Source organism: Rhodoferax sp. (assembly GCF_023700745.1).
In the GTDB taxonomy this organism is placed as follows: Bacteria; Pseudomonadota; Gammaproteobacteria; order Burkholderiales; family Burkholderiaceae_C; genus Rhodoferax.
This window is the reverse complement of sequence record NZ_JAMPYG010000003.1, coordinates 195,247-214,882: the sequence shown is the minus strand read 5'-3', so window position 1 is coordinate 214,882 and position 19,636 is coordinate 195,247. Positions and strand designations below refer to the sequence as shown.

Genomic DNA, 19,636 nt, shown 5'->3' with positions numbered 1-19,636 from the left:
ATGGTGCGCACGCTGGTCTGGCTGTTGCTGTTGCTCAATGCCTTGTACTGGTCGTGGGCGCAGGGCTGGTTGCTGCCCTATGGTTTTGGGCCTGCACCACAACGTGAGCCGCAGCGCCTGACGCAGCAAATTCGCCCGGAAGCGATCACGCTGCTGAGCCCGGACGAGGTCAAACGGGAGTCTTTGCGAGAGCCGTCTGACGACACCGTGTGTCTGCAAAGCGGACCCATGGACGCGGCGCAAGCCGAGGCGGTGCGCCGTCTTCTGCAAACTTCCTGGTCACCAGAAAGCTGGTTGCTGATGGAACAGTCCGATGGACAAGGCTTGCGCCTGCGTTTGCCGGCCTTGAATCCAGCGCAGCAAGCCCGGTTGTCCGAACTCAGCGCCGTCTTGCCTTCTGGTGCACTTGAATCCTGCCCCGAGCCTGAGACAGAGCGCTAGGCTGGGCTGGCACCCAGGGCGCTAAAACGCACCGCAAAACGGGCGCCAGGCGGCGTCTGGCCGGGGTGGGTTTCTTCCAGGCTGACGCTGGCCTGGTGTTGTTGGGCGATTTCAAGAACGATGGGCAGACCCAGTCCGGAGCCATCGACCTCGGTCCCCAGGGCACGGTAAAAGGGCTGAAAGATCAGGTCGCGCTCGGCTTCTGGCACGCCGGGGCCGGAATCTTCCACCTGCAGCACCAGGGTGTGGCCAAAGGGGTCGGTGAGCACCCGTGCCGTGATCACCCCCGGCTTTTGCAGCGTTGAGGGGGTGTAGTTGATGGCGTTGTCAACCAAGTTGCGTACCATTTCCTTGAGCAGGGTCGGGTTGCCCAGCACAGTGCAGCTGGGCGTGCCGGGTTGGGTGCCTTCGTAACCCAGGTCAATGTGTTTTTCCAGGGCGCGTGGCACGCAGTCGCGCACCACCGACATGGTGAGCTCGGCCAGATCACACACCACCCTTGGCATCACCGAGCCATTGCTTTCGGCGCGAGCCAGTGACAGCAACTGGTTGACACTGTGGGTGGCGCGAATGCTGGCGCGGCCAATCTGTCGCAAATAATGTTTCAGGTCTTCGGCGCTGGCGCCTTCGCGCTGGGCGATCTCGGCTTGCATGCGCAGTCCGGCCAGCGGGGTTTTGAGCTGGTGCGCCGCATCGGCCAGAAAACGTTTCTGGGTGGCAATGGAGTCGGTCAGGCGCAGCAGCAAGTCGTTGACAGACTCCACCAGCGGCGCCACTTCCATGGGCACGATTTGCGCGTCGATCGGGCTCAGGTCGTCGGGTTTGCGGGCGCGGATACGTTCTTCGAGCTGGTGCAGGGGCTTGATGGATTGCACCAGCGCCAGCCACACCAGCAACACGGCCAGGGGCAGGATGACAAACTGCGGCAGCATCACGCCCTTGACGATCTCGGTGGCCAGCACCGAGCGCTTCTCCAGGGTTTCGGCCACCTGCACCAGGGCGGGTTTGCTGTCGGGAATGGGCAAGCTCACCCATAAATACGCCACCTTGACATCAAAGCCCTTAATCACGTCATCACGAATACGAACCTCGTCAAGCACCAGGGGCTCGATGGGCGGGGGTGCCGGCAAGTCGCGTTCGCCACTGAGGAATTCATTGTGTGGGCCCAGCACCTGGTAGTACACCGTTTCGGAGTCATCGGCCCGCAGCAGTTCACGTGCGGGACGGGGCAGCACAAACTGGGCGCGGTTATGTTGTGTGGTGATGAGCTGCGCCATGGCGCGGACGTTGTATTCAAGGGCACGGTCAAAGGGCTTGCCAGCGATGTTCTGGGCCACCAGCCAGGTCATGACCAGGCTCAGCGGCCACAGCAACAGCAGCGGCGTGAGCATCCAGTCCAGGATTTCACCAAACAGCGAGCGCTGCTCGCGTGGATTGACCATCACGACAAACGCTCTAGCCCGGGATCTTTTCCAGGCAATAGCCCAGGCCACGCACCGTGGCAATGCGGATCGGACCCTTTTCGATCTTCTTGCGCAGGCGGTGGATGTAGACCTCAATGGCGTTGTTGCTCACCTCTTCGCCCCATTCGCACAGGCGCTCCACCAGTTGGTCCTTGCTGACCAGACGGCCGGCGCGCTGCAGCAGGACTTCCAGCAGGCCGAGTTCGCGCGCCGACAGCTCTACCATGACGCCATCGATGCTGGCCACGCGACCGCCCTGGTCGTAAATCAGCGGCCCGTGCTTGATGGTGCTGCTGGCCGCGCCCATGCCGCGTCGGCTCAGGGCACGCACCCGGGCTTCGAGTTCCTGCAGACTGAAGGGCTTGGCCATGTAGTCGTCGGCACCGTAATCAAGTCCCTTGACGCGCTCGTCGACACTGTCAGCAGCCGTCAGGATCAGCACCGGCAAGGTTGAGCCGCGGGCCCGCAGACGTTTGAGCACCTCCAGGCCGTGCATCCTGGGCAGGCCAAGATCGAGAATCAACAGGTCGAACTCGGTGTTGGTCATCAGCGCGGCATCGGCTTCGCTGCCGCTCGCCACATGGTCGACAGCGGCGCCCGAACTGCGCAAGGTGCGCAACAGGCCATCAGCCAGAACCTGGTCGTCTTCGGCTATCAAAATGCGCATCAAGGGCTCCTCTTTTGGGTCAGTCTGATGAAATCTTTATGCTGCGTGTTGTCTTTTTTCAAGCATTCTAGGCGGCATAGGCTTCCAGCCCGAGCGCCATGACGGTGGCGACTTCCTGGCCCACGGCATCCTGCAGTTCGTTTTGCGCTTGCGTGACGGCCTCTTTGAAAGCCTGTAACCAGCTCAGGCCAGTGGGGGTGAATACCACCAGACAGGCGCGTGCGTCGCGCAAGTCGCACTGGCGCTGCACCAGGCCCCAGGCTTCGCACTGGTCCACCAGCTTGCCCATGGCCTGCTTGCTGACCCCGGCGCGTGTGGCCAGTTCGGTCAGGCGCGAACCCGCCAAGGCCAGGTGCCGGGTGATGTGGACATGGGAGGCGGTCAGGTGGCCGCGCGCCGCCAGGTTGGCCAGGGCCAGCGGCATACTGTCATTGGCCGCCATCAATGTCAGCACGCGGGCGTCAAAACGCCCCGATGCCTGGGCTAGCCAATAACCCATGTGGGTCTGGCGCCAAGGCGTGGTGGCAAGTTCTGTCATGGTGAAAATGGTAAACCAAATTGACTAAAAAATAAGTTTACGGAGTTTAATAATCGAAATAAACTACTGTTCAAGTATCCAGCCTGTTGTTAAAAACAGAAGATGCAGCCCATGCCAAGCTGTTGGCAATTGACCTCAACCCCCAGGAGAGAAACCATGGACGCACCCGTCAGAGCCGCCCCCCCCATCAATCCCGAAAAAGCCAAAGCCCTGCAAGTGGCGCTGGCTCAAATTGAAAAGCAATTTGGCAAGGGCACCATCATGCGTTTGGGCGAGGGCGAGGTCATCGAAGACATCCAGGTGGTCTCCACCGGCTCGCTGGGGCTGGACATCGCGCTTGGCGTTGGCGGCCTGCCACGCGGCCGGGTGGTGGAAATTTACGGTCCGGAATCCAGCGGCAAAACCACCTTGACGCTGCAGGTGATTGCCGAGATGCAGAAAACCGGCGGCCAGTGCGCTTTTGTCGATGCCGAGCACGCGCTGGACATCCAGTACGCGCAAAACCTCGGCGTCAACCTGCAGGACCTGCTGATCAGCCAGCCCGACACCGGTGAGCAGGCGCTCGAAATTGTCGATAGTCTGGTGCGTTCGGGCGCAGTGGATCTGATCGTGGTGGATTCGGTGGCGGCTTTGACGCCCAAGGCCGAGCTGGAAGGCGAAATGGGCGACAGCCTGCCCGGCTTGCAAGCCCGCCTGATGAGCCAGGCCTTGCGCAAGCTCACCGCCCACATCAAGAAAACCAACTGCATGGTGATCTTCATCAACCAGATCCGCATGAAGATCGGTGTCATGTTTGGTTCGCCTGAGACGACCACCGGCGGCAATGCGCTCAAGTTCTACGCTTCGGTGCGGCTTGACATCCGGCGCACCGGCACCATCAAGAAGGGCGACGACGCCATCGGCAACGAAACCAAGGTCAAGGTGGTCAAGAACAAGGTGTCGCCGCCGTTCAAGACGGCTGAATTTGACATTCTTTTCGGCCAGGGCATCAGCCGCGAAGGCGAGATCATCGACATGGGCGTCACTGCCAATATTCTCGACAAGTCCGGCGCCTGGTACGCCTACAACGGTGAAAAAATTGGCCAGGGCCGTGACAATGCGCGGGAATTTCTGAAAGAAAACCCGGCCCTGTCGCAAGAAATTGAAAACAAGGTGCGCGCTTCCCTGGGCATTCCACTGCTGGCCGGTGCCGAAGCATCGCTGGCAGAGGTCAAGGCAGCAGGCAAAAAAGCGGCTTGACGTGCCAGTCAGCCAGCGCAGCGGTGTTGAACTGAATTCAGCGACCCATGGCCCTTGATCAGCCCTCCCTGAAAGGCCGCGCTTTGCGCCTGCTCAGCGGTCGTGAGCATTCACGCGCCGAGCTGGAGCGCAAGCTGCAGCGTTTTGAAGACGCGCCGGGCAGTCTGGCGCTGGCGCTGGATGATTTGCAGGCCAAGGGCTTTATCAGCGAGCAGCGGGTGGTCGAATCGGTTGTCCATCGGCGTGCCGCCAAACTCGGTGCCTCACGCATCAAGATGGAGCTACAGGCCAAAGGTCTTTCGCCTGATGCCGTCGCCGCTGCGGTCACCCGCTTGCGTGCGAGCGAACTCGAGCGCGCGCGCGAGGTGTGGGGCAAGAAATTTGGCCACCCGCCCGAAGACGCCACCGAACGGGCCCGGCAAATGCGCTTTCTGGCCAGCCGTGGATTTGGCGGTGACACCATTCACCGGCTGGTGTCGGGGGGCGACGATGATTGAGCCCATGTAAAGTAAAGGCCCTCCTGCGCCGCCCGCCCGGGCGTGCCCAAGCCAGGATGGCGGCATGATTCTTGACAGGAAACCAGTCTGATGTCTCATCAAAGTTCGAGTGTTGAATTTTTGTCGATACGCGGCTTGCGTTACGCCATACGGCACTGGGGCGATCCCCAGGCACCGATGGTGTTTTTTTTGCACGGCTGGATGGACTCGTCGCCCACCTTCCAGTTTGTGGTGGATGCGCTGCAGTCACGCTGGCATGTGGTGGCGCCCGACTGGCGCGGCTATGGGCAATCCGAGTGGTTGTCGCGCCCGTACTGGTTCCCCGACTATTACGCTGACCTGGCGCTGATTCTGGACCACTACAGTTCGGCGCCAGTGCGTCTGGTGGGGCACAGCATGGGGGCCAATATTGCCGGCATCTTTGCCGGCCTGCGTCCGCAGCGAGTGGCACAGCTGTGCATGATTGATTTTTTGGGTCTGCCCGTGCCCACGGATACCGACGCCTGCACCCAGCTGAGCCAGTGGCTCACCGAATCGGGTAAAACCCACGCCATGCGCGCTTACCCCAACCACGCCGCTCTGGCGCGCCGGCTCACGGTATCCAACCCGCGCCTGACTGAAGCACGCGCTGCATTTCTGGCCCAGACCGTGAGCTTCACCCAGCCCGATGGCCAGGTCGCCATGGCCTGTGACCCCTGGCACAAAATCCCGTCGCCACAGCGCTACCACCTGGAAGACACCCTGAGCAGTTGGCGTCGCATCAGCGCTCCGGTGCAACTGGTGGTGGCTGAGCATGGCTATGTCAACAAGCGCTTTGCGCATGACCCGGCGCAGTTAGAACTGCGCATGGGTGCCTTTGCCCGGCACGAAAGCATCACCATTGGCGACGCCGGCCACAACATCCAGCATGACCAACCCGAGGCCCTGGCGCGTGCCATCGAGGCATTTTTGCTGCGCCACGGCAGCGCCGGCTGATTCTGATATCGCGCGGCACGGCGGCCCGGGTGCCGTGAAGGGGGCAGGCGTCGGGCGTTTTACAGACCCAGCATCAATTGCAGGTTCTGTACTGCCGCACCACTGGCGCCTTTGCCCAGGTTGTCCAGCCGTGCCACCAGTACCGCATGCCGGAAGCCATCCGCCGCGTCACGGTTGGCAAATACCCGCAGCTCCATCTGGTTGGTGCCAGCCAGCGCCAATGCATCGAGCTTGTTGTCCGGGGTGGCAGGCATCACCTTGACCCATTCGCTGTTCGCATAATGTTGCACCAGGGCTTGCTGTAAATCGTCAGCGCTGGGCTGGTTTGGCAGCAGGTCCAGATGCAGCGGCAGCTGCACCAGCATGCCCTGTTTGAAGTTGCCGACCGAGGGTACAAACAAGGGGCGGCGTGTCAAGCCGGTGCAGGCCATGATTTCCGGGATGTGTTTGTGCTTCAAACCCAGTGCGTAAAGTTCAAAAGCCGGTGCCGTGCCCTGTTCGTAGGCTTCGATCATAGGCCGACCCCCGCCCGAATAACCACTGACCGAGGGCAGACACAGCGGGAAATCGACTGGAATCAAGCCGGCATCGATGAGGGGCCGAAGCAGCGCAATGGCACCGGTGGCGTAGCAGCCCGGATTGGCCACGCGGCGCGCGCCCTGGATGGCCTCCCGCTGTCCCGGCATCAATTCGGCAAAGCCATAGACCCAGCCCGGGGCCGTGCGGTGCGCGGTGGAGGCGTCAATGATTTTGGGGCCAGGATGACCCGTGCTGGCTGCCATTGCGTCGACCATGGCCACCGACTCAATCGCCGCATCGTCGTGCAGGCACAGCACCACCAGATCGGCCTGCGCCATCAGTTCGCGCTTGGCAGCAGCATCCTTGCGGTGCTCGGGCGCGATGCTGAGGAGCTCGACCCCTGGCAGGGTTTGCAGGCGTTCGCGAATTTGCAAACCGGTGGTGCCTGCTTCGCCGTCAATGAAGATTTTGTGCATGGTGAAGTCAACTCCTGAAAAATAATACGCGCGTAAGGCTGGTAACAGATTGCCGCAATGCAGCATGATACAGTCCGGTGTTGCTTCGCACGGTGTCCCTGATATTGTCTTGTTGGCAAGTCAGACGGCTATCAACCATTCATTTCTGAGAGAGAGCTCATGAAAATTCACGAGTACCAAGGCAAGGAAATCTTGCGTCAATTTGGTGTGCCAGTGCCCCGCGGCATTGCGGCGTTCACCGTTCAAGAGGCGGTGGAAGCCGCTCAAAAACTCGGCGGCCCGGTGTGGGTTGTCAAGGCGCAGATTCATGCCGGTGGCCGTGGCAAGGGTGGCGGCGTCAAGGTGGCCAAAACCATTGATGACGTCAAGCGCCTGGCCGGGGAAATCCTGGGCATGCAACTCAAGACCCACCAGACCGGCCCCGAAGGCCAGAAGGTGCGTCGCCTCTACATCGAAGACGGTGCCGATATCCAGAAGGAATATTACGTGTCCGTGGTGACCGACCGCGCCACGCAAAAGGTGGCCTTCATTGCCTCCAGCGAAGGCGGCATGGACATCGAGGAAGTGGCGCATTCCACCCCCGAAAAAATCATCACCGAATTCATCGATCCGCTGACGGGTCTGGGCGAGGCGCAAGCCAAGAAGATTGCAGACGCCATTGGCATGCCTGCTGACTCTACGGCACAAGCCGTGGACATCTTCCAGAAGCTCTACAAGTGCTACATGGACACCGACGCGTCCCTGGTCGAAATCAACCCGCTGAACCGCGACGGCAAGGGCAATGTGATTGCGCTGGATGCCAAGTTCAACTTTGACTCCAACGCCCTGTACCGTCACCCCGAAATCGTCGCTTACCGCGATCTGGACGAAGAAGATCCGGCCGAAGTCGAGGCCAGCAAATTCGACCTGGCCTACATCAGCCTGGACGGCAACATCGGCTGTCTGGTCAATGGCGCAGGCCTGGCCATGGCGACCATGGACACCATCAAGCTGTTTGGCGCCGAACCCGCCAACTTCCTCGACGTGGGCGGCGGTGCCACCCCCGAGAAGGTCACCGAAGCCTTCAAGATCATGCTGAAGAACCCCAAGGTCGAGGCCATTCTGGTCAACATCTTTGGCGGCATCATGAAGTGCGACACCATTGCCACCGGCGTGATTACCGCCTGCAGGGCGACCAACCTGAATGTGCCGCTGGTCGTGCGCATGAAGGGAACCAACGAAGAGCTGGGCAAGAAAATGCTGCAGGACAGCGGCCTGCCGATCATTTCCGTGGACACCATGGCAGAAGCTGCACAAGCAGCAGTTAAAGCAGTCGCTAAATAAATTTGCGGGTCAGACCACTTGCGAAGCAGCGTGCTCTGACCCCAACTGATTAGGAAACATCATGTCGATCTACATCAACAAAGACACCAAGGTCATTACCCAGGGTATCACCGGCAAAACTGGCCAGTTCCACACGGAAAAGTGCCAGGAATACGCCAATGGCAAAAACTGCTTTGTCGCGGGTGTCAACCCCAAGAAGGCCGGCGAGTCGATCTTCAATATCCCGATCTATGCTTCAGTCAAGGAAGCGGCTTCGGAAACGGGCGCTACGGTCAGCGTGATTTATGTGCCACCGTCGGGCGCTGCGGCCGCCATCTGGGAAGCCGTTGAAGCTGACCTGGACCTGGCGATCTGCATCACCGAAGGCATTCCGGTGCGCGACATGCTCGAAGTGCGCAACCGCATGAAAGCCAAGGAAGCCGCTGGCGGCAAGAAGACCCTGTTGCTGGGCCCCAACTGCCCCGGTCTGATCACGCCTGACGAGATCAAGATCGGCATCATGCCCGGTCACATCCACCGCAAGGGTCGTATCGGCGTGGTCAGCCGCTCCGGCACGCTGACCTATGAAGCGGTGGCACAGTTGACCGAAATTGGTCTGGGCCAGTCCAGCGCCGTCGGTATTGGTGGCGACCCCATCAACGGTTTGAAGCACATCGACGTGATGCAGGCTTTCAACGACGACCCTGACACCGATGCGGTCATCATGATCGGCGAAATCGGTGGTCCGGACGAAGCTGAAGCCGCACGCTGGTGCAAGCTCAACATGAAGAAACCCATTGTGGGCTTCATCGCGGGCGTGACGGCTCCTGCCGGCAAACGCATGGGCCACGCCGGTGCTTTGATCTCCGGCGGTGCCGACACCGCGGAAGCCAAGCTCGCCGTGATGGAGGAGTGTGGCTTCAAGGTCACGCGCAACCCGTCCGAGATGGCCAAACTGCTTAAAGCCATGCTGTAAGTTTCAAGGCTGCAAAACAAGGTTTTTGACCGAGTCCAAGCCCCGAGCCGGATTTCCTGATGGAAAATCCGGCTTTGTTGTATCTGGGGTTGACTGGTGCGGTTGGGTCCACACTTTTGCAGCGCAGCCGTGGTCCTGATGGAAGAGGAAGCTTGATCTGATGACCTCACAATTGAACTACGCCTATTGCGCGAGAACTGACCAGGGCCTGATTCGTCAAAACAACGAAGACAACTTTGTATTTGACGAAAGTTGTGGTGTGGCGGTGTTGGCCGATGGCATGGGGGGGTACAACGCGGGCGAAGTTGCCAGCAGCATGGCGACCACCTCGATTGCCGCAACGTTGACGCACTGGTTGTCAAACAGCGAGCGGTCGCATCACCCGGACGACCTCTGCCGCTTGCTGGTCGTCAGTGTCGAGCGAGCCAATCAGGAGATCCGGCAAGCGGCCACCACCAACCCCGCCTACAAAGGCATGGGAACCACTGTGGTGGCGGGCGTTTTCAAGGGCGACCGGCTGTTCTTGACCCATGTGGGTGACTCACGTTGTTATCGTTTGCGCGGCGGTGCTTTGGCGCAAATGACCAAAGACCATTCGATGCTGCAGGAGCAGGTGGATGCCGGCTTGATCACCCGCGCCCTTGCCGCCCGCGCCCCGGGTCGCAACTTGCTGACCCGGGCTCTGGGCGTTGAAGCCAGGGTGCCCCTCGAAGTCAGGATTTACCCGGTCGAGGCCGATGACCTTTATCTGATGTGCTCCGATGGCTTGAGTGACATGGTGGACGATGACAGTATTGCCAACCTGATGGGTCAAGCCACGGATATTGCCACCCGTGCGTCTGCGTTGATCTATCTGGCCAATGCCAAAGGCGGACGCGACAATGTGACGGTGATGTTGATTCAGGCTCATAATGCGACCGCCAGCTAAGGATGGCTGCCGCATTGGTTTGGTGGATAATTAAAAACATTTTGAGGAGGTTTTCGTGCCAAAAATCACCATCAGACTTGACGGTGAACTCATCAAGGAAGTCAGCCTGACCAAAAAACGCACGACCCTGGGCAGGCGTCCCTACAACGATGTTGTCCTTGAAAACCAGGCGGTCAGTGGTCGGCACGCCTGCTTGATTCAACAAGATCAGCAGGTCACGATTGAAGACCTTGACAGCACCAATGGCACTTATGTCAACGGTCGCGCGGTTAAAAAGCAGGTGCTGCAGGAAAATGACAGCATTGCCATTGGTCAATTAAAAATCATTTTTTCATTGGAGTCCGGCAATGATGACGAGGTGCAGGACAGCCAGGATGCACCCCCGTACGATGCCACTTGGCCACAAGCTTTCCAGGATATGGCAGAGCCGCCCGTGCGCCTCCAGGGTCTTATCAAGGTCGTCTCAGGTCCGTCCGCCGGACGCGAACTGCCGCTCACAAAAACAGTGACAACCTTTGGTAAGCCCGGCGTGGCAGTAGCCGCCATCACGCGACGCGAAGCACATTATTTTGTACACCATGTCGAGGGTGCACGGGTGCCCTTGTTGAATGGCGTGGCGGTGGGTCAGGAGCCGGTCATGTTGCACCAGGGTGATCAAATTGCCTTGAGCGGGACGGTGATGCAATTCGTGTGGTCCTGAGCCGTACGATGTTCCGCTGGTTGGCGACAATTTTTCAAAAGCTGGGAGTTGCTAAATCGGCTAAAAATGCCAGTTCGGTAAAGTCAGCCAAATCCACAAGGCCCGTGACACAAGGAAAAATGAAAACCCTCTACGAACAGCCCAGCCTGGATCTTGGCAACATGGCTCTTGACGCGCTTTTTTACAAGCAATTGCAACAAGTGACTGCGCGTATCCATGAAACCGACAACATTGAGCAAATCATGTTGGAGTCGAGTGCGGATATTTGCGAGCTGTTCAATGCTGATCGGCTGACGCTGTATGTGGTCAATGAGGAACGTAATGCCATTATTTCCAAGGTCAAAACCGGACTCAACAGCAACCAGGACCTGAAGCTTCCCATCAGTCCGCAAAGTGTGGCGGGTTATGTCGCCTTCAGTCAAAAGCTGGTCAATTTGCCGGACGTCTATGATGACGCAGCCCTGAAGCTGGTGCATCCTGACCTGACCTTCTTGAAAGCGGTGGACAAGCGCACTGGCTACCGCACGCGTCAAATGCTGGTGGCACCGATTCTGGATGGCAAGACGCTGCATGGCGTACTGCAAATCATCAATAACAAAAATGACCAGATGTTCGGTGATCTGGATGTTGAAGGCATCAGCCGGCTCAGCAAAACCCTGGCTACCGCCATCCGGCAGCGCATTCGCAAACAGGAAGAAAGCGTTCGCCGCATGGTCACCAAGTACGACGACCTGGTCGCCAGCGGCGTGATGACAGCAGAAGAATTGCAGGGCTGCCTGAAGCAGGCGCGCGAACAGGGGCAAACCGTCGAGCACCTGCTGCTCAACAGCTACCAGGTGCGCACGGTCCAGATCGGTCCGTCGCTGGCCAAGTTCTTTGGCGTGCCCTACGAGCCTTTCAGTGAGGGCCGCGTTCGTTCGGAGAACCTGCACGGCAAACTCAAGCGCGAATTCATCACCGAGCAGGGCTGGATTCCGCTGGAAGAGTCGCCTGACGGTCTGGTCATCATGTGTCTTGATCCTGAAGCTGTGCGCAGCTCACGCATCGTGGCGCAGGTTTATCCGCGTCTCAGCAAGTTTGCCTACCGCGTCACCACGCACTATGAGTTCATGCAGACCCTGGGTCAGATCTTTGGCATCGAGGCTGAAAGCGGCAGCATCAGCGACATGCTCGCTGACATGGACAACTCACCCATGGACGACGGCAGCAATGACGAATCGCTGGAGTCCGCCGCCGCTGACAATGAGCTGGTCAAGTTTGTCAACAAGATCATCCTGGATGCCTACCATCAGGGGGCGTCCGACATCCACGTCGAGCCCATGCCCGGCAAAATGAAAACGGGGGTCCGCTTTCGCATTGACGGTTCATTGCAGCCCTACATCGAAGTGCCGGCCCATTTTCGCCAGGCCATGGTGACGCGTCTGAAAATCATGTGTGATCTTGATATCTCGGAGCGCCGCAAGCCCCAGGACGGCAAGATCAAATTCAAGAAGTACGGCCCGGTAGACATCGAGTTGCGTGTGGCCACGATCCCCTCGGCCGGTGGGGTGGAAGACGTGGTGATGCGGATTCTGGCCGCAGGTGAACCCATTCCGCTTGATAAGCTGGGACTGACGCCGCACAACATGGAGCGGGTGATCAGAACCGTGGAGAAACCCTATGGTCTGTTTTATGTGTGCGGCCCCACCGGTTCGGGCAAGACCACCACGCTGCACTCAATCCTGAAGCACCTCAACAAGCCGGATACCAAGATATGGACCGCCGAAGATCCGGTCGAAATTACCCAGAAAGGCCTGCGCCAAGTTCAGATCAACAGAAAAGCCGGCATTGACTTTGCACTGGTGATGCGCGCTTTTCTGCGGGCCGATCCAGACATCATCATGGTCGGTGAGTCGCGCGACCACGAAACCGTGGCCATGGGTGTTGAAGCATCGCTCACGGGTCACCTGGTGTTTTCCACGCTGCACACCAACTCGGCCCCCGAGTCCATCACCCGCTTGCTCGATATGGGCATGGACCCGTTCAATTTTGCCGATGCACTGCTGGGCATCCTGGCGCAACGCCTGGCCAAGAAATTGTGTGCCTGCAAGGAATCCTATGTGCCGGATGCAGAGGAGTTGCATCTATTTGCCATGGAATACGCCGAAGAATTGAGGCGTTCTGCTTCATGGAGAGACAATTACGATGCACAGTTGGCACAGCTCCTCGAACGCTGGAAGACCGAATTCAGCGACGGCGGCGAACTCAAACTGTACCGCCATGTGGGCTGCGACAAATGCCATCAAACCGGCTACAAGGGCCGGGTCGGCCTGCATGAATTGCTGATTGCCGACGACGGCATCAAGAAGCTGATCCAGGAACGTGCGCGGGTCGCTGAAATTTTTTCTGCCGCCGTTGAAGGCGGCATGCGTACCCTGAAGATGGACGGTATGGAAAAAGTCTTGATGGGGTTGACCGACCTGAAAATGGTGCGTTCGGTTTGTATCAAATAGCGGATTCTGGTTGACATGACGAACCACCACACCTGCCTGTACTGCCAGCGCCGGCCGCTCCTTCAGGGCATGGCCTTGCTGCTGCTGTCGCCTGGCCTGGCGCTGGCACAGGGCAGCGACAGGGAGGGCGTGGAGGTGGGCGGCAACTCGTTGTTCAGCCGGCTGGTGCCGGCCGAAACGGTTGAGCAATCTGCCGTCCAGCAGTATGCCGAGATGCTGCAGCAGGCTGCCGCCCAAAACGCACTGGGCGGCAAGAACCATCCCCAGGTCAGGCGTTTGCGCGCCATTGCGCAACGCATCATTCCCCATGCGCTGGGCTGGAACCCGCGCGCCAAGAACTGGCGCTGGGAGGTCAACCTGATCGGCAGCCGGCAGGTCAATGCGTTTTGCATGCCGGGCGGCAAGATCGCGTTTTACAGCGGTATTCTGGACCAGTTGCAATTGACCGACGACGAAGTCGCCACCGTCATGGGCCACGAGATCGCCCACGCGCTGCGCGAACACGCCAGAGCGCGCATGGGCAAAAGTGCGGCCACCAGCATCGGCGCCAACTTGCTCAGCAATGTGCTGGGTTTGGGGCAGTTGGGTCAGACCGTGACCAGTTATGGCGCGCAGCTGCTCACGCTGCAGTTCAGCCGCAGCGACGAATCCGATGCCGACCTGGTCGGCATGGAACTCGCCGCGCGCGCCGGTTTTGATCCGCGCGCCGGTGTCACGCTGTGGCAGAAAATGGCCGTTGCCAGCCGGGGCGCGCCGCCGCAATGGCTCTCGACCCACCCGTCTGGCAACTCCCGCATTGCCGACATCCAGGCCAATCTGCCCAAGGTGCTGCCGCTGTATGCGCGCAGTCAGAACAAATAGCCGCGCCAGTTTTATTGACTTTTCGATGTCTTGGCGATTAAATGGCGATCCCGTGCGGCTTCGCACTCTGTTAGAGGAAAAGCACCATGCGCAAAATTTTTATACTGCTTGGCACCCTGATCATCAGCACCTCGGCGCTGGCCTTTCATTGCCCCGCTGACATGAAGAAGATCGACGCAGCGCTGGCCACGAGTCCCAAACTCACTTCAGAACAATTGTCAGAGGTGAAGAAGTTGCGCGCCGAAGGTGAAACCCTGCACAAGGCTGGTAAACACCAAGATTCGGTCGATATGCTCGGCAAGGCGATGAAAATCCTCGCAATCTGACTTATCGGCAGCTCAGCTAGTTTTGTCCTTCAAGCCCAGGGCCAGTTCATACAGCGCATTGCGCGGCTCGCCGGTGATGACGGCGAGCCAGCAAAGGCGCACCGCCACAATGGCTCTCGCCCCACCCCTCCGGCAACACCCGCATTGCCGACATTGAGGCCAATCTGCCCAAGGTGCTGCCGCTGTACGCACACAGTCAGGACAAATAGTTGCGAAGACCTGGCGCCATAAAAAGCGCCTAGGGATTTTTACCTACGGCCATGTATATTTCTTCTCATTTTCAATTTTGAGCGCAACGCTTAATCTTGCTCCGTCATCAAAAAACGGAGCTTTGCATGAGCGCTCATCCTCATCCTTCCCGGCGCACCTTCTTCGCGGCGTTGCCGGCCGTCACCGCGGGCCTGGCTCTTCCGGCCATGGCCGCAGAAACAAGGGGTCCGCATTGGTCGATGCTGGTCGATACCCGGCGGTGCATTGCCTGTCAGGCCTGCACCATGGCCTGTTCCATGGAAAACGCTTCCCCCGAGGGCCAATTCCGCACGGTGGTGGCAACCTACGCGGTCACTGGCCAGGACGGCAAAACCGGCCTTGCCGTGCTGCCGCGTCTGTGCAACCACTGCGAACAGCCGCCCTGCATTCCCGTCTGCCCGGTCGGTGCCACCTTCAAGCGCGAGGACGGCATCGTGCTGGTGGACGGGGACCGTTGCGTCGGCTGTGCTTACTGCGTCCAGGCCTGCCCGTACGACGCGCGCTTCATCAACCACCACACCGGCAAGGCTGACAAATGCACTTTCTGCAGCCACCGGCTGGAAGCCGGGCTGCTGCCTGCCTGCGTTGAAACCTGTGTTGGCGGGGCACGCATTTTTGGCGACATCAATGATCCGGACAGCGACATCAGCAAGCGGCTGAAAGCGGCAGACGGCAAGGTCAAGGTGCTGAAACCGGAAGCCAAGACGTCACCCCGGGTGTTCTACATCGGCCTTGAGGAACACCTCGACGGCCGTGTCGATGGCGCTTCTGCCGCCGACATGATGTGGCGCCCCGAACAACAAGGAGGATGAACATGAACACGACAGTTGAAGTGTTGGGTTTTGCGCGGGAACCGGCCTGGCTGCCCTGGGCGGTAAGCTATTTTTTCCTGATCGGGATTTCCACGACGGCTTTCTTTTTGTCCTTGCCGGGTCTGGTCTGGCGCCGTCCTGATTGGCGTGGCGTTTCCCGGCGAGCCTTGCTGGTGGCACTGGTGTGCGGTTTGACGGGACCGGTGGCCTTGCTGGCCGACCTGCACCAGCCAGGCCGTTTCCTCAATTTCTACCTGCACCCGAATTCTGGCTCGTGGATGGCCTGGGGCGCATTCTTCATCCCCGTTTATATGTTCGGTCTGTGCCTCTATGCCTGGCTCTGTCTGCGGCCGCAACTGGCGGCAATGGGGCAAAGCGGCGAAAAATTTGCCGGACTGTACCGTAGGCTGGCCTACGGTGGCCATGACAACCCCGGCGCCATCAGAATGGCGGCACTCGTCGGCAGCATCGGCGCCGCGCTGATCCTGCTCTATACCGGCATGGAAGTGATGGTGGTGCAGGCCCGCGCACTTTGGCACAGTCCGGTGCTGCCGCTGCTCCTGCTTGTCTCGGCCTTGAGTGGCGGCCTGGGCATGACCGGCCTGTTCGAAGTCATGAGCGGCAACCGGGCGGCTGCGCCTTTGCTCAATCGCTGGCTGGCGTACAGCCAGTGGGCGAGCCTGCTGTTGCTGGCCGTCTGGGGGCTGCTTGGCGCCTCCGGCCTGTCGAGCGCCGCGGCCGAAGCGCTGGCCGCCATGCAGGGCGCGTTCAGTTGGTGGGTCACGGGCGCCTGGCTGATCGGCAGCACCGTGCTGACGCTGTGGCTTGCCAGCGCCCGGCGTCATACGCTGCTCTTGCCTGCGCTGTTTGCCCTGCAGGGTGCCTGGCTGGTGCGCTGGATCGTTTTGATGGTCAGCCAGAGCCTGCCCAAGATGGGCGCCACGACCTCGCGCTATGTCCTGACCCTGACGCCCGATGGCCTGCTTGGCATCGTCGGCATGGTCGGTCTGTGTCTCACCATTTACATTGTTCTGACCAGTCTTGTCCCTTGGGATGAGCCGGCGGAAGTCTGAGGAGTTCGATCATGAAAATCAGCAAGCGTCGCCAGGTTCTGGCACTCGGCGGTCTGGCCGCCTTTGCCGTCGGCTATTCCGAAACGGCTGGCCGTGTTGTCGGCAAACTCCTCGGCAAGGATGCTCCCAGGCACAAGACGGCGGGGGAAGCCCCGGCACCCGAGTTCCGTGTGGATCGTCAGGGGCAGCTGGAGCTCAACCCCAACCAGCAAGTCAGCTACACAACCTGTCTGGGGTGCACCACGATGTGCGGCGTGCGCGTGCGCATCGATCGTACCTCAGGCAAGGTCTTGCGGGTGGCGGGCAACCCTTACAGCCCCTTGTCAACCGACCCGCACCTGCCGATGAAAGCCAGCGTGCGCGAGAGTTTCATTGCCATTTCTGCCCACAAGGGCAAGGGGCTGGAGGGGCGCTCCACCGCCTGTGGGCGTGGCAATGCCGTGGCCCAGCAGATCGACTCGCCGTACCGTGTGTTGACACCTTTAAAACGTGTGGGGGCGCGCAACAGCGGTCAATGGGAACCGATTGCCTTTGACCAACTGCTCAAGGAAGTGGTGGAAGGCGGTGATCTGTTTGGCGAAGGCCATGTGGATGGACTGGCTGCGCTGCGTGATCTGCAAACGCCCATCGACAGTGCCCAACCGGCGCTTGGGCCCCGGGTCAACCAGGTGGCGGTACTGTCCAGCGTCAACGATGGCCGTGAGAGCTTCGCCCGCCGCTTTTTTCAGCAGGCCTACGGCACCATCAACTTCGTTGGCCATGGCTCTTATTGTGGCGGCTCCTACCGTTCGGGTTCGGGCGCTCTGTTCGGCGACATGAAGGCCATGCCGCACTGCAAGCCGGATTTCTCCAACGCCGAGTTTGTGCTCTTTGTCGGCACGGCACCGGGACAGGCCGGCAACCCGTTCAAGCGCCAGGGTACTTTGGTCGCCAAAGCACGCACTGAGGGCAAACTGTCCTACGTGGTGGTCGATCCGGTGCTGACGCATGCCGACAACCGCGCCAGCGGTGACCGCGGCCGCTGGTTGCCGATCCGTCCTGGAACCGACGGTGCGATGGCCATGGCCATCATCCGCTGGCTGTTCGAGAACGAGCGTATCGACAGCCGTTTTCTGGGTTTTCCGAATGCCGAACTGGCCAGGGAAAATGGCGAGCCCTCGTTCTCCAACGCGACCCATCTGGTCGTCGTGGAACCGAAACATCCGCGTGAGCGGCGCTTCCTGCGCGCCTCCGACCTTGGCGTCGAAATGCCTGAAGAACAGCGCTACAAAGAAGGCGATGCTTTCGTTTGTCTTGACGATACCGGCAAGCCGGTGCTGAGTGACCAGGCCAAGGGCCCAGCCGCCTTGTTCGTCGACACCGTGTTGACGCTTGGTGGTCAGGAGATTAGGGTCAAGTCGTCGCTGCAATTGCTGCGTGAAGAAGCCATGCGGCTGGAGCTTGGCGCCTATGCCCAGGCTTGCGGCATCCCGGCCGATACCCTGGCGGCGCTGGCCCAGGAGCTGGCCTCGCACGGCAAGCGCGCTTCGGTGATCGCCCACGGGGGCATGATGAGTGGCAGCGGTTTCTACAACGCCTATGCGCTGATGAGCATCAACGCGCTGCTGGGCAACATCAACTGGAAGGGCGGTTTTGTCGCCAACGGCGGCGGCTTCAAGGACAGTGGCGAGGGGCCTCGCTATAACCTTGCCTCCTTTGCCGGCATGGTCAAGCCATCCGGCACGCCGCTGGGGCGCAATGTACCTTATGAAAAAACCGCCGAATTTGCCGCCAGGAAAGCCGACAACAAACCCTATCCGGCAACGGCGCCATGGTTTCCCAATGCGCCCGGACTCACCACCGAAATCCTGCCGGGCGGGATCAGCGGCTACCCTTATGCCTTGAAGGCGCTGGTGCTCTGGTCATCCAATCCGCTTTACGGCGTCACCGGCCTGCGCAACAAGATTGCCAAGGACCTGGCGGACCCGAAGAAGCTGCCACTGATCATCTCGGTCGATCCTTTCATCAACGAAAGCAACGCCTATGCCGACTACATCATTCCGGATTCGCTGATGTACGAGAGCTGGGGCTGGGTCGCCGCCTGGAACGGCGTGCCGACCAAGGCGATGGGCGCCCGCTGGCCGGTCATTGAGCCCAAGGCGGCGAAGACCCCCGAGGGGCGCGCCATTGGCATGGAAACTTTCTTCATCGCGCTGGCCAAGGCCATGCAACTGCCCGGCTTTGGCGCGGGGGCCCTCAGCGATCCGGACGGCAACACCTATGCCCTGAATACACCTGAAGATTGGTATCTGCGTGGCGGCGCCAATGTTGCCTGGCTGGGCAAGGAGCCGGTGGCCGATGCCACCGAGGAAGATATCCGCCTCAGTGGTGTCGAACGCATTCGCCCGTTGCTGGAAAAGACGCTGAAACCTGAAGAGGTGGCCAAGGTGGCCTTCCTGTTCAGTCGGGGTGGCCGCTACCAGCCGGGCAAGGACGCCTATGACGAAGAAAATCCGGAATGGATGCGAAATCCGATGAAAGCCATGTCCCATCTGTGGAACGAGAACGTGGGTGCCTCGAAGAACAGCCTGACGGGCAAACGTTTCAGCGGTTGCGCGAGCTGGGTCGAGCCCTCGTTTGCCGATGGCACACCGGTGCGCAAGCTCTATCCGGCCGACAAGTGGCCCATGCAACTGGTCAGCTACAAGTCGGCGCTGCAAAACCCGTACTCGATCGGGGCGACCCGCCTGCTTGGCCTGCATCCGGAAAACCCGGTGCTGATCCATCCGGACGATGCCCGTCGCCTGCATGTGAAGATGGGTGATCTGACCGTGATCACGACGCCGGCGGGCAGCCTCAAGGCCCGGGTCATGGTGCACGCCGGCATCACGCCGGGGGTGGCGGCCTTCGAGCATGGTTTCGGACATCGCGAGCTGGGTGCACGGGCGCATCGCCTGGGCGAGGTGCGCCAGCCGCAGGACCGCCGTCTGGCTGCTGGGGTCAACTTGAATGAGATTGGTTTGATCGACCCGACTCGCCCTGACAAATCGCCTTGGGTTGATTCCGTCTCCGGTGCCGCGGTGCGTAACGGCTTGCCGGCGACCCTGCGCCGGGCCTGAGCGA

At 60.2% G+C, this 19,636-nt stretch carries 18 protein-coding genes; 14 read left to right on the top strand and 4 right to left on the bottom strand.

Going from position 1 to position 19,636, the window contains the following annotated elements; translation table 11 throughout:
* Positions 1-441, top strand: coding sequence for a hypothetical protein (locus NDJ10_RS04845; protein WP_296160042.1), 441 nt, complete (start codon positions 1-3; stop codon positions 439-441).
* Here the strand turns inward: NDJ10_RS04845 and NDJ10_RS04840 are convergent.
* The 3 genes from NDJ10_RS04840 to NDJ10_RS04830 all read right to left on the bottom strand — a co-directional run bounded on the left by NDJ10_RS04840 (position 438) and on the right by NDJ10_RS04830 (position 3,109).
* Entirely contained in the window at positions 438-1,886 is a 1,449-nt protein-coding gene (locus NDJ10_RS04840) for a sensor histidine kinase (protein ID WP_296160041.1), read from the bottom strand. The two genes, NDJ10_RS04845 and NDJ10_RS04840, sit on opposite strands and share 4 nt — an antisense overlap.
* Positions 1,887-1,896: 10 nt before the next feature.
* Positions 1,897-2,571, bottom strand: a complete 675-nt coding sequence (locus NDJ10_RS04835; RefSeq protein ID WP_296160040.1) for a response regulator transcription factor — start codon at positions 2,569-2,571, stop codon at positions 1,897-1,899.
* Positions 2,572-2,638: 67 nt separating this feature from the next.
* On the bottom strand, positions 2,639-3,109 hold the full coding sequence (locus NDJ10_RS04830; protein WP_296160039.1) for a MarR family transcriptional regulator: 471 nt from the start codon (positions 3,107-3,109) through the stop codon (positions 2,639-2,641).
* Between the two features lie 156 nt (positions 3,110-3,265).
* Between NDJ10_RS04830 and recA the strand changes: the two genes are divergently transcribed.
* The 3 genes from recA to NDJ10_RS04815 all read left to right on the top strand — a co-directional run bounded on the left by recA (position 3,266) and on the right by NDJ10_RS04815 (position 5,820).
* Entirely contained in the window at positions 3,266-4,348 is a 1,083-nt protein-coding gene (recA, locus tag NDJ10_RS04825; protein WP_296160038.1) for a recombinase RecA, read from the top strand.
* Between the two features lie 47 nt (positions 4,349-4,395).
* A complete protein-coding gene (recX, locus tag NDJ10_RS04820) occupies positions 4,396-4,845 on the top strand; it encodes a recombination regulator RecX (RefSeq protein ID WP_296160037.1) in 450 nt (149 codons plus the stop codon).
* Between the two features lie 90 nt (positions 4,846-4,935).
* Positions 4,936-5,820, top strand: a complete 885-nt coding sequence (locus NDJ10_RS04815) for an alpha/beta hydrolase (RefSeq protein ID WP_296160036.1) — start codon at positions 4,936-4,938, stop codon at positions 5,818-5,820.
* 59 nt (positions 5,821-5,879) lie between these two features.
* Here the strand turns inward: NDJ10_RS04815 and argC are convergent, their stop codons facing one another.
* Positions 5,880-6,815, bottom strand: coding sequence for an N-acetyl-gamma-glutamyl-phosphate reductase (gene argC / locus NDJ10_RS04810; RefSeq protein WP_296160035.1), 936 nt, complete (start codon positions 6,813-6,815; stop codon positions 5,880-5,882).
* Positions 6,816-6,974: 159 nt separating this feature from the next.
* Here argC and sucC point away from each other — a divergent pair, with 159 nt between their 5' ends.
* The 10 genes from sucC to NDJ10_RS04760 all read left to right on the top strand — a co-directional run bounded on the left by sucC (position 6,975) and on the right by NDJ10_RS04760 (position 19,632).
* Entirely contained in the window at positions 6,975-8,138 is a 1,164-nt protein-coding gene (gene sucC / locus NDJ10_RS04805; protein ID WP_296160034.1) for an ADP-forming succinate--CoA ligase subunit beta, read from the top strand.
* Positions 8,139-8,199: 61 nt separating this feature from the next.
* The gene (gene sucD / locus NDJ10_RS04800) at positions 8,200-9,093 is read left to right on the top strand and encodes a succinate--CoA ligase subunit alpha (RefSeq protein ID WP_296160033.1); all 894 of its coding nucleotides are present in this window, start codon (positions 8,200-8,202) and stop codon (positions 9,091-9,093) included.
* 160 nt (positions 9,094-9,253) lie between these two features.
* On the top strand, positions 9,254-10,021 hold the full coding sequence (locus NDJ10_RS04795) for a Stp1/IreP family PP2C-type Ser/Thr phosphatase (protein ID WP_296160032.1): 768 nt from the start codon (positions 9,254-9,256) through the stop codon (positions 10,019-10,021).
* 55 nt (positions 10,022-10,076) lie between these two features.
* Positions 10,077-10,721: an FHA domain-containing protein gene (locus NDJ10_RS04790; protein ID WP_296160031.1), complete on the top strand. Its 645-nt coding sequence runs from the start codon at positions 10,077-10,079 to the stop codon at positions 10,719-10,721.
* Positions 10,722-10,840: 119 nt separating this feature from the next.
* Positions 10,841-13,213, top strand: coding sequence for an ATPase, T2SS/T4P/T4SS family (locus tag NDJ10_RS04785; protein WP_296160029.1), 2,373 nt, complete (start codon positions 10,841-10,843; stop codon positions 13,211-13,213).
* Between the two features lie 69 nt (positions 13,214-13,282).
* A complete protein-coding gene (locus tag NDJ10_RS04780) occupies positions 13,283-14,074 on the top strand; it encodes a M48 family metallopeptidase (protein ID WP_296160121.1) in 792 nt (263 codons plus the stop codon).
* 86 nt (positions 14,075-14,160) lie between these two features.
* Positions 14,161-14,400: a hypothetical protein gene (locus tag NDJ10_RS04775; RefSeq protein WP_296160028.1), complete on the top strand. Its 240-nt coding sequence runs from the start codon at positions 14,161-14,163 to the stop codon at positions 14,398-14,400.
* Positions 14,401-14,735: 335 nt separating this feature from the next.
* On the top strand, positions 14,736-15,461 hold the full coding sequence (gene dsrO / locus NDJ10_RS04770) for a sulfate reduction electron transfer complex DsrMKJOP subunit DsrO (protein ID WP_296160027.1): 726 nt from the start codon (positions 14,736-14,738) through the stop codon (positions 15,459-15,461).
* A 2-nt stretch (positions 15,462-15,463) separates the two neighbouring features.
* Positions 15,464-16,534 (top strand): NrfD/PsrC family molybdoenzyme membrane anchor subunit, encoded by a 1,071-nt coding sequence (gene nrfD, locus NDJ10_RS04765; RefSeq protein WP_296160026.1) that lies wholly within the window; start codon positions 15,464-15,466, stop codon positions 16,532-16,534.
* 11 nt (positions 16,535-16,545) lie between these two features.
* Positions 16,546-19,632, top strand: coding sequence for a molybdopterin dinucleotide binding domain-containing protein (locus NDJ10_RS04760; RefSeq protein ID WP_296160025.1), 3,087 nt, complete (start codon positions 16,546-16,548; stop codon positions 19,630-19,632).
* Positions 19,633-19,636: the final 4 nt, after the last annotated feature.

What these genes read in the sequence shown, in the direction of transcription:
- nrfD (WP_296160026.1), top strand. Translation starts at nt 15,464, where the DNA reads ATGAACACGACAGTTGAAGTGTTGGGTTTTGCGCGGGAACCGGCCTGG.
- NDJ10_RS04815 (WP_296160036.1), top strand. Translation starts at nt 4,936, where the DNA reads ATGTCTCATCAAAGTTCGAGTGTTGAATTTTTGTCGATACGCGGCTTG.
- argC (WP_296160035.1), bottom strand. Translation starts at nt 6,815, where the DNA reads ATGCACAAAATCTTCATTGACGGCGAAGCAGGCACCACCGGTTTGCAA.
- NDJ10_RS04785 (WP_296160029.1), top strand. Translation starts at nt 10,841, where the DNA reads ATGAAAACCCTCTACGAACAGCCCAGCCTGGATCTTGGCAACATGGCT.
- recA (WP_296160038.1), top strand. Translation starts at nt 3,266, where the DNA reads ATGGACGCACCCGTCAGAGCCGCCCCCCCCATCAATCCCGAAAAAGCC.
- NDJ10_RS04830 (WP_296160039.1), bottom strand. Translation starts at nt 3,109, where the DNA reads ATGACAGAACTTGCCACCACGCCTTGGCGCCAGACCCACATGGGTTAT.
- recX (WP_296160037.1), top strand. Translation starts at nt 4,396, where the DNA reads ATGGCCCTTGATCAGCCCTCCCTGAAAGGCCGCGCTTTGCGCCTGCTC.
- NDJ10_RS04835 (WP_296160040.1), bottom strand. Translation starts at nt 2,571, where the DNA reads ATGCGCATTTTGATAGCCGAAGACGACCAGGTTCTGGCTGATGGCCTG.
- NDJ10_RS04775 (WP_296160028.1), top strand. Translation starts at nt 14,161, where the DNA reads ATGCGCAAAATTTTTATACTGCTTGGCACCCTGATCATCAGCACCTCG.
- sucC (WP_296160034.1), top strand. Translation starts at nt 6,975, where the DNA reads ATGAAAATTCACGAGTACCAAGGCAAGGAAATCTTGCGTCAATTTGGT.
- NDJ10_RS04780 (WP_296160121.1), top strand. Translation starts at nt 13,283, where the DNA reads ATGGCCTTGCTGCTGCTGTCGCCTGGCCTGGCGCTGGCACAGGGCAGC.
- dsrO (WP_296160027.1), top strand. Translation starts at nt 14,736, where the DNA reads ATGAGCGCTCATCCTCATCCTTCCCGGCGCACCTTCTTCGCGGCGTTG.
- NDJ10_RS04845 (WP_296160042.1), top strand. Translation starts at nt 1, where the DNA reads ATGGTGCGCACGCTGGTCTGGCTGTTGCTGTTGCTCAATGCCTTGTAC.
- NDJ10_RS04760 (WP_296160025.1), top strand. Translation starts at nt 16,546, where the DNA reads ATGAAAATCAGCAAGCGTCGCCAGGTTCTGGCACTCGGCGGTCTGGCC.
- NDJ10_RS04795 (WP_296160032.1), top strand. Translation starts at nt 9,254, where the DNA reads ATGACCTCACAATTGAACTACGCCTATTGCGCGAGAACTGACCAGGGC.
- sucD (WP_296160033.1), top strand. Translation starts at nt 8,200, where the DNA reads ATGTCGATCTACATCAACAAAGACACCAAGGTCATTACCCAGGGTATC.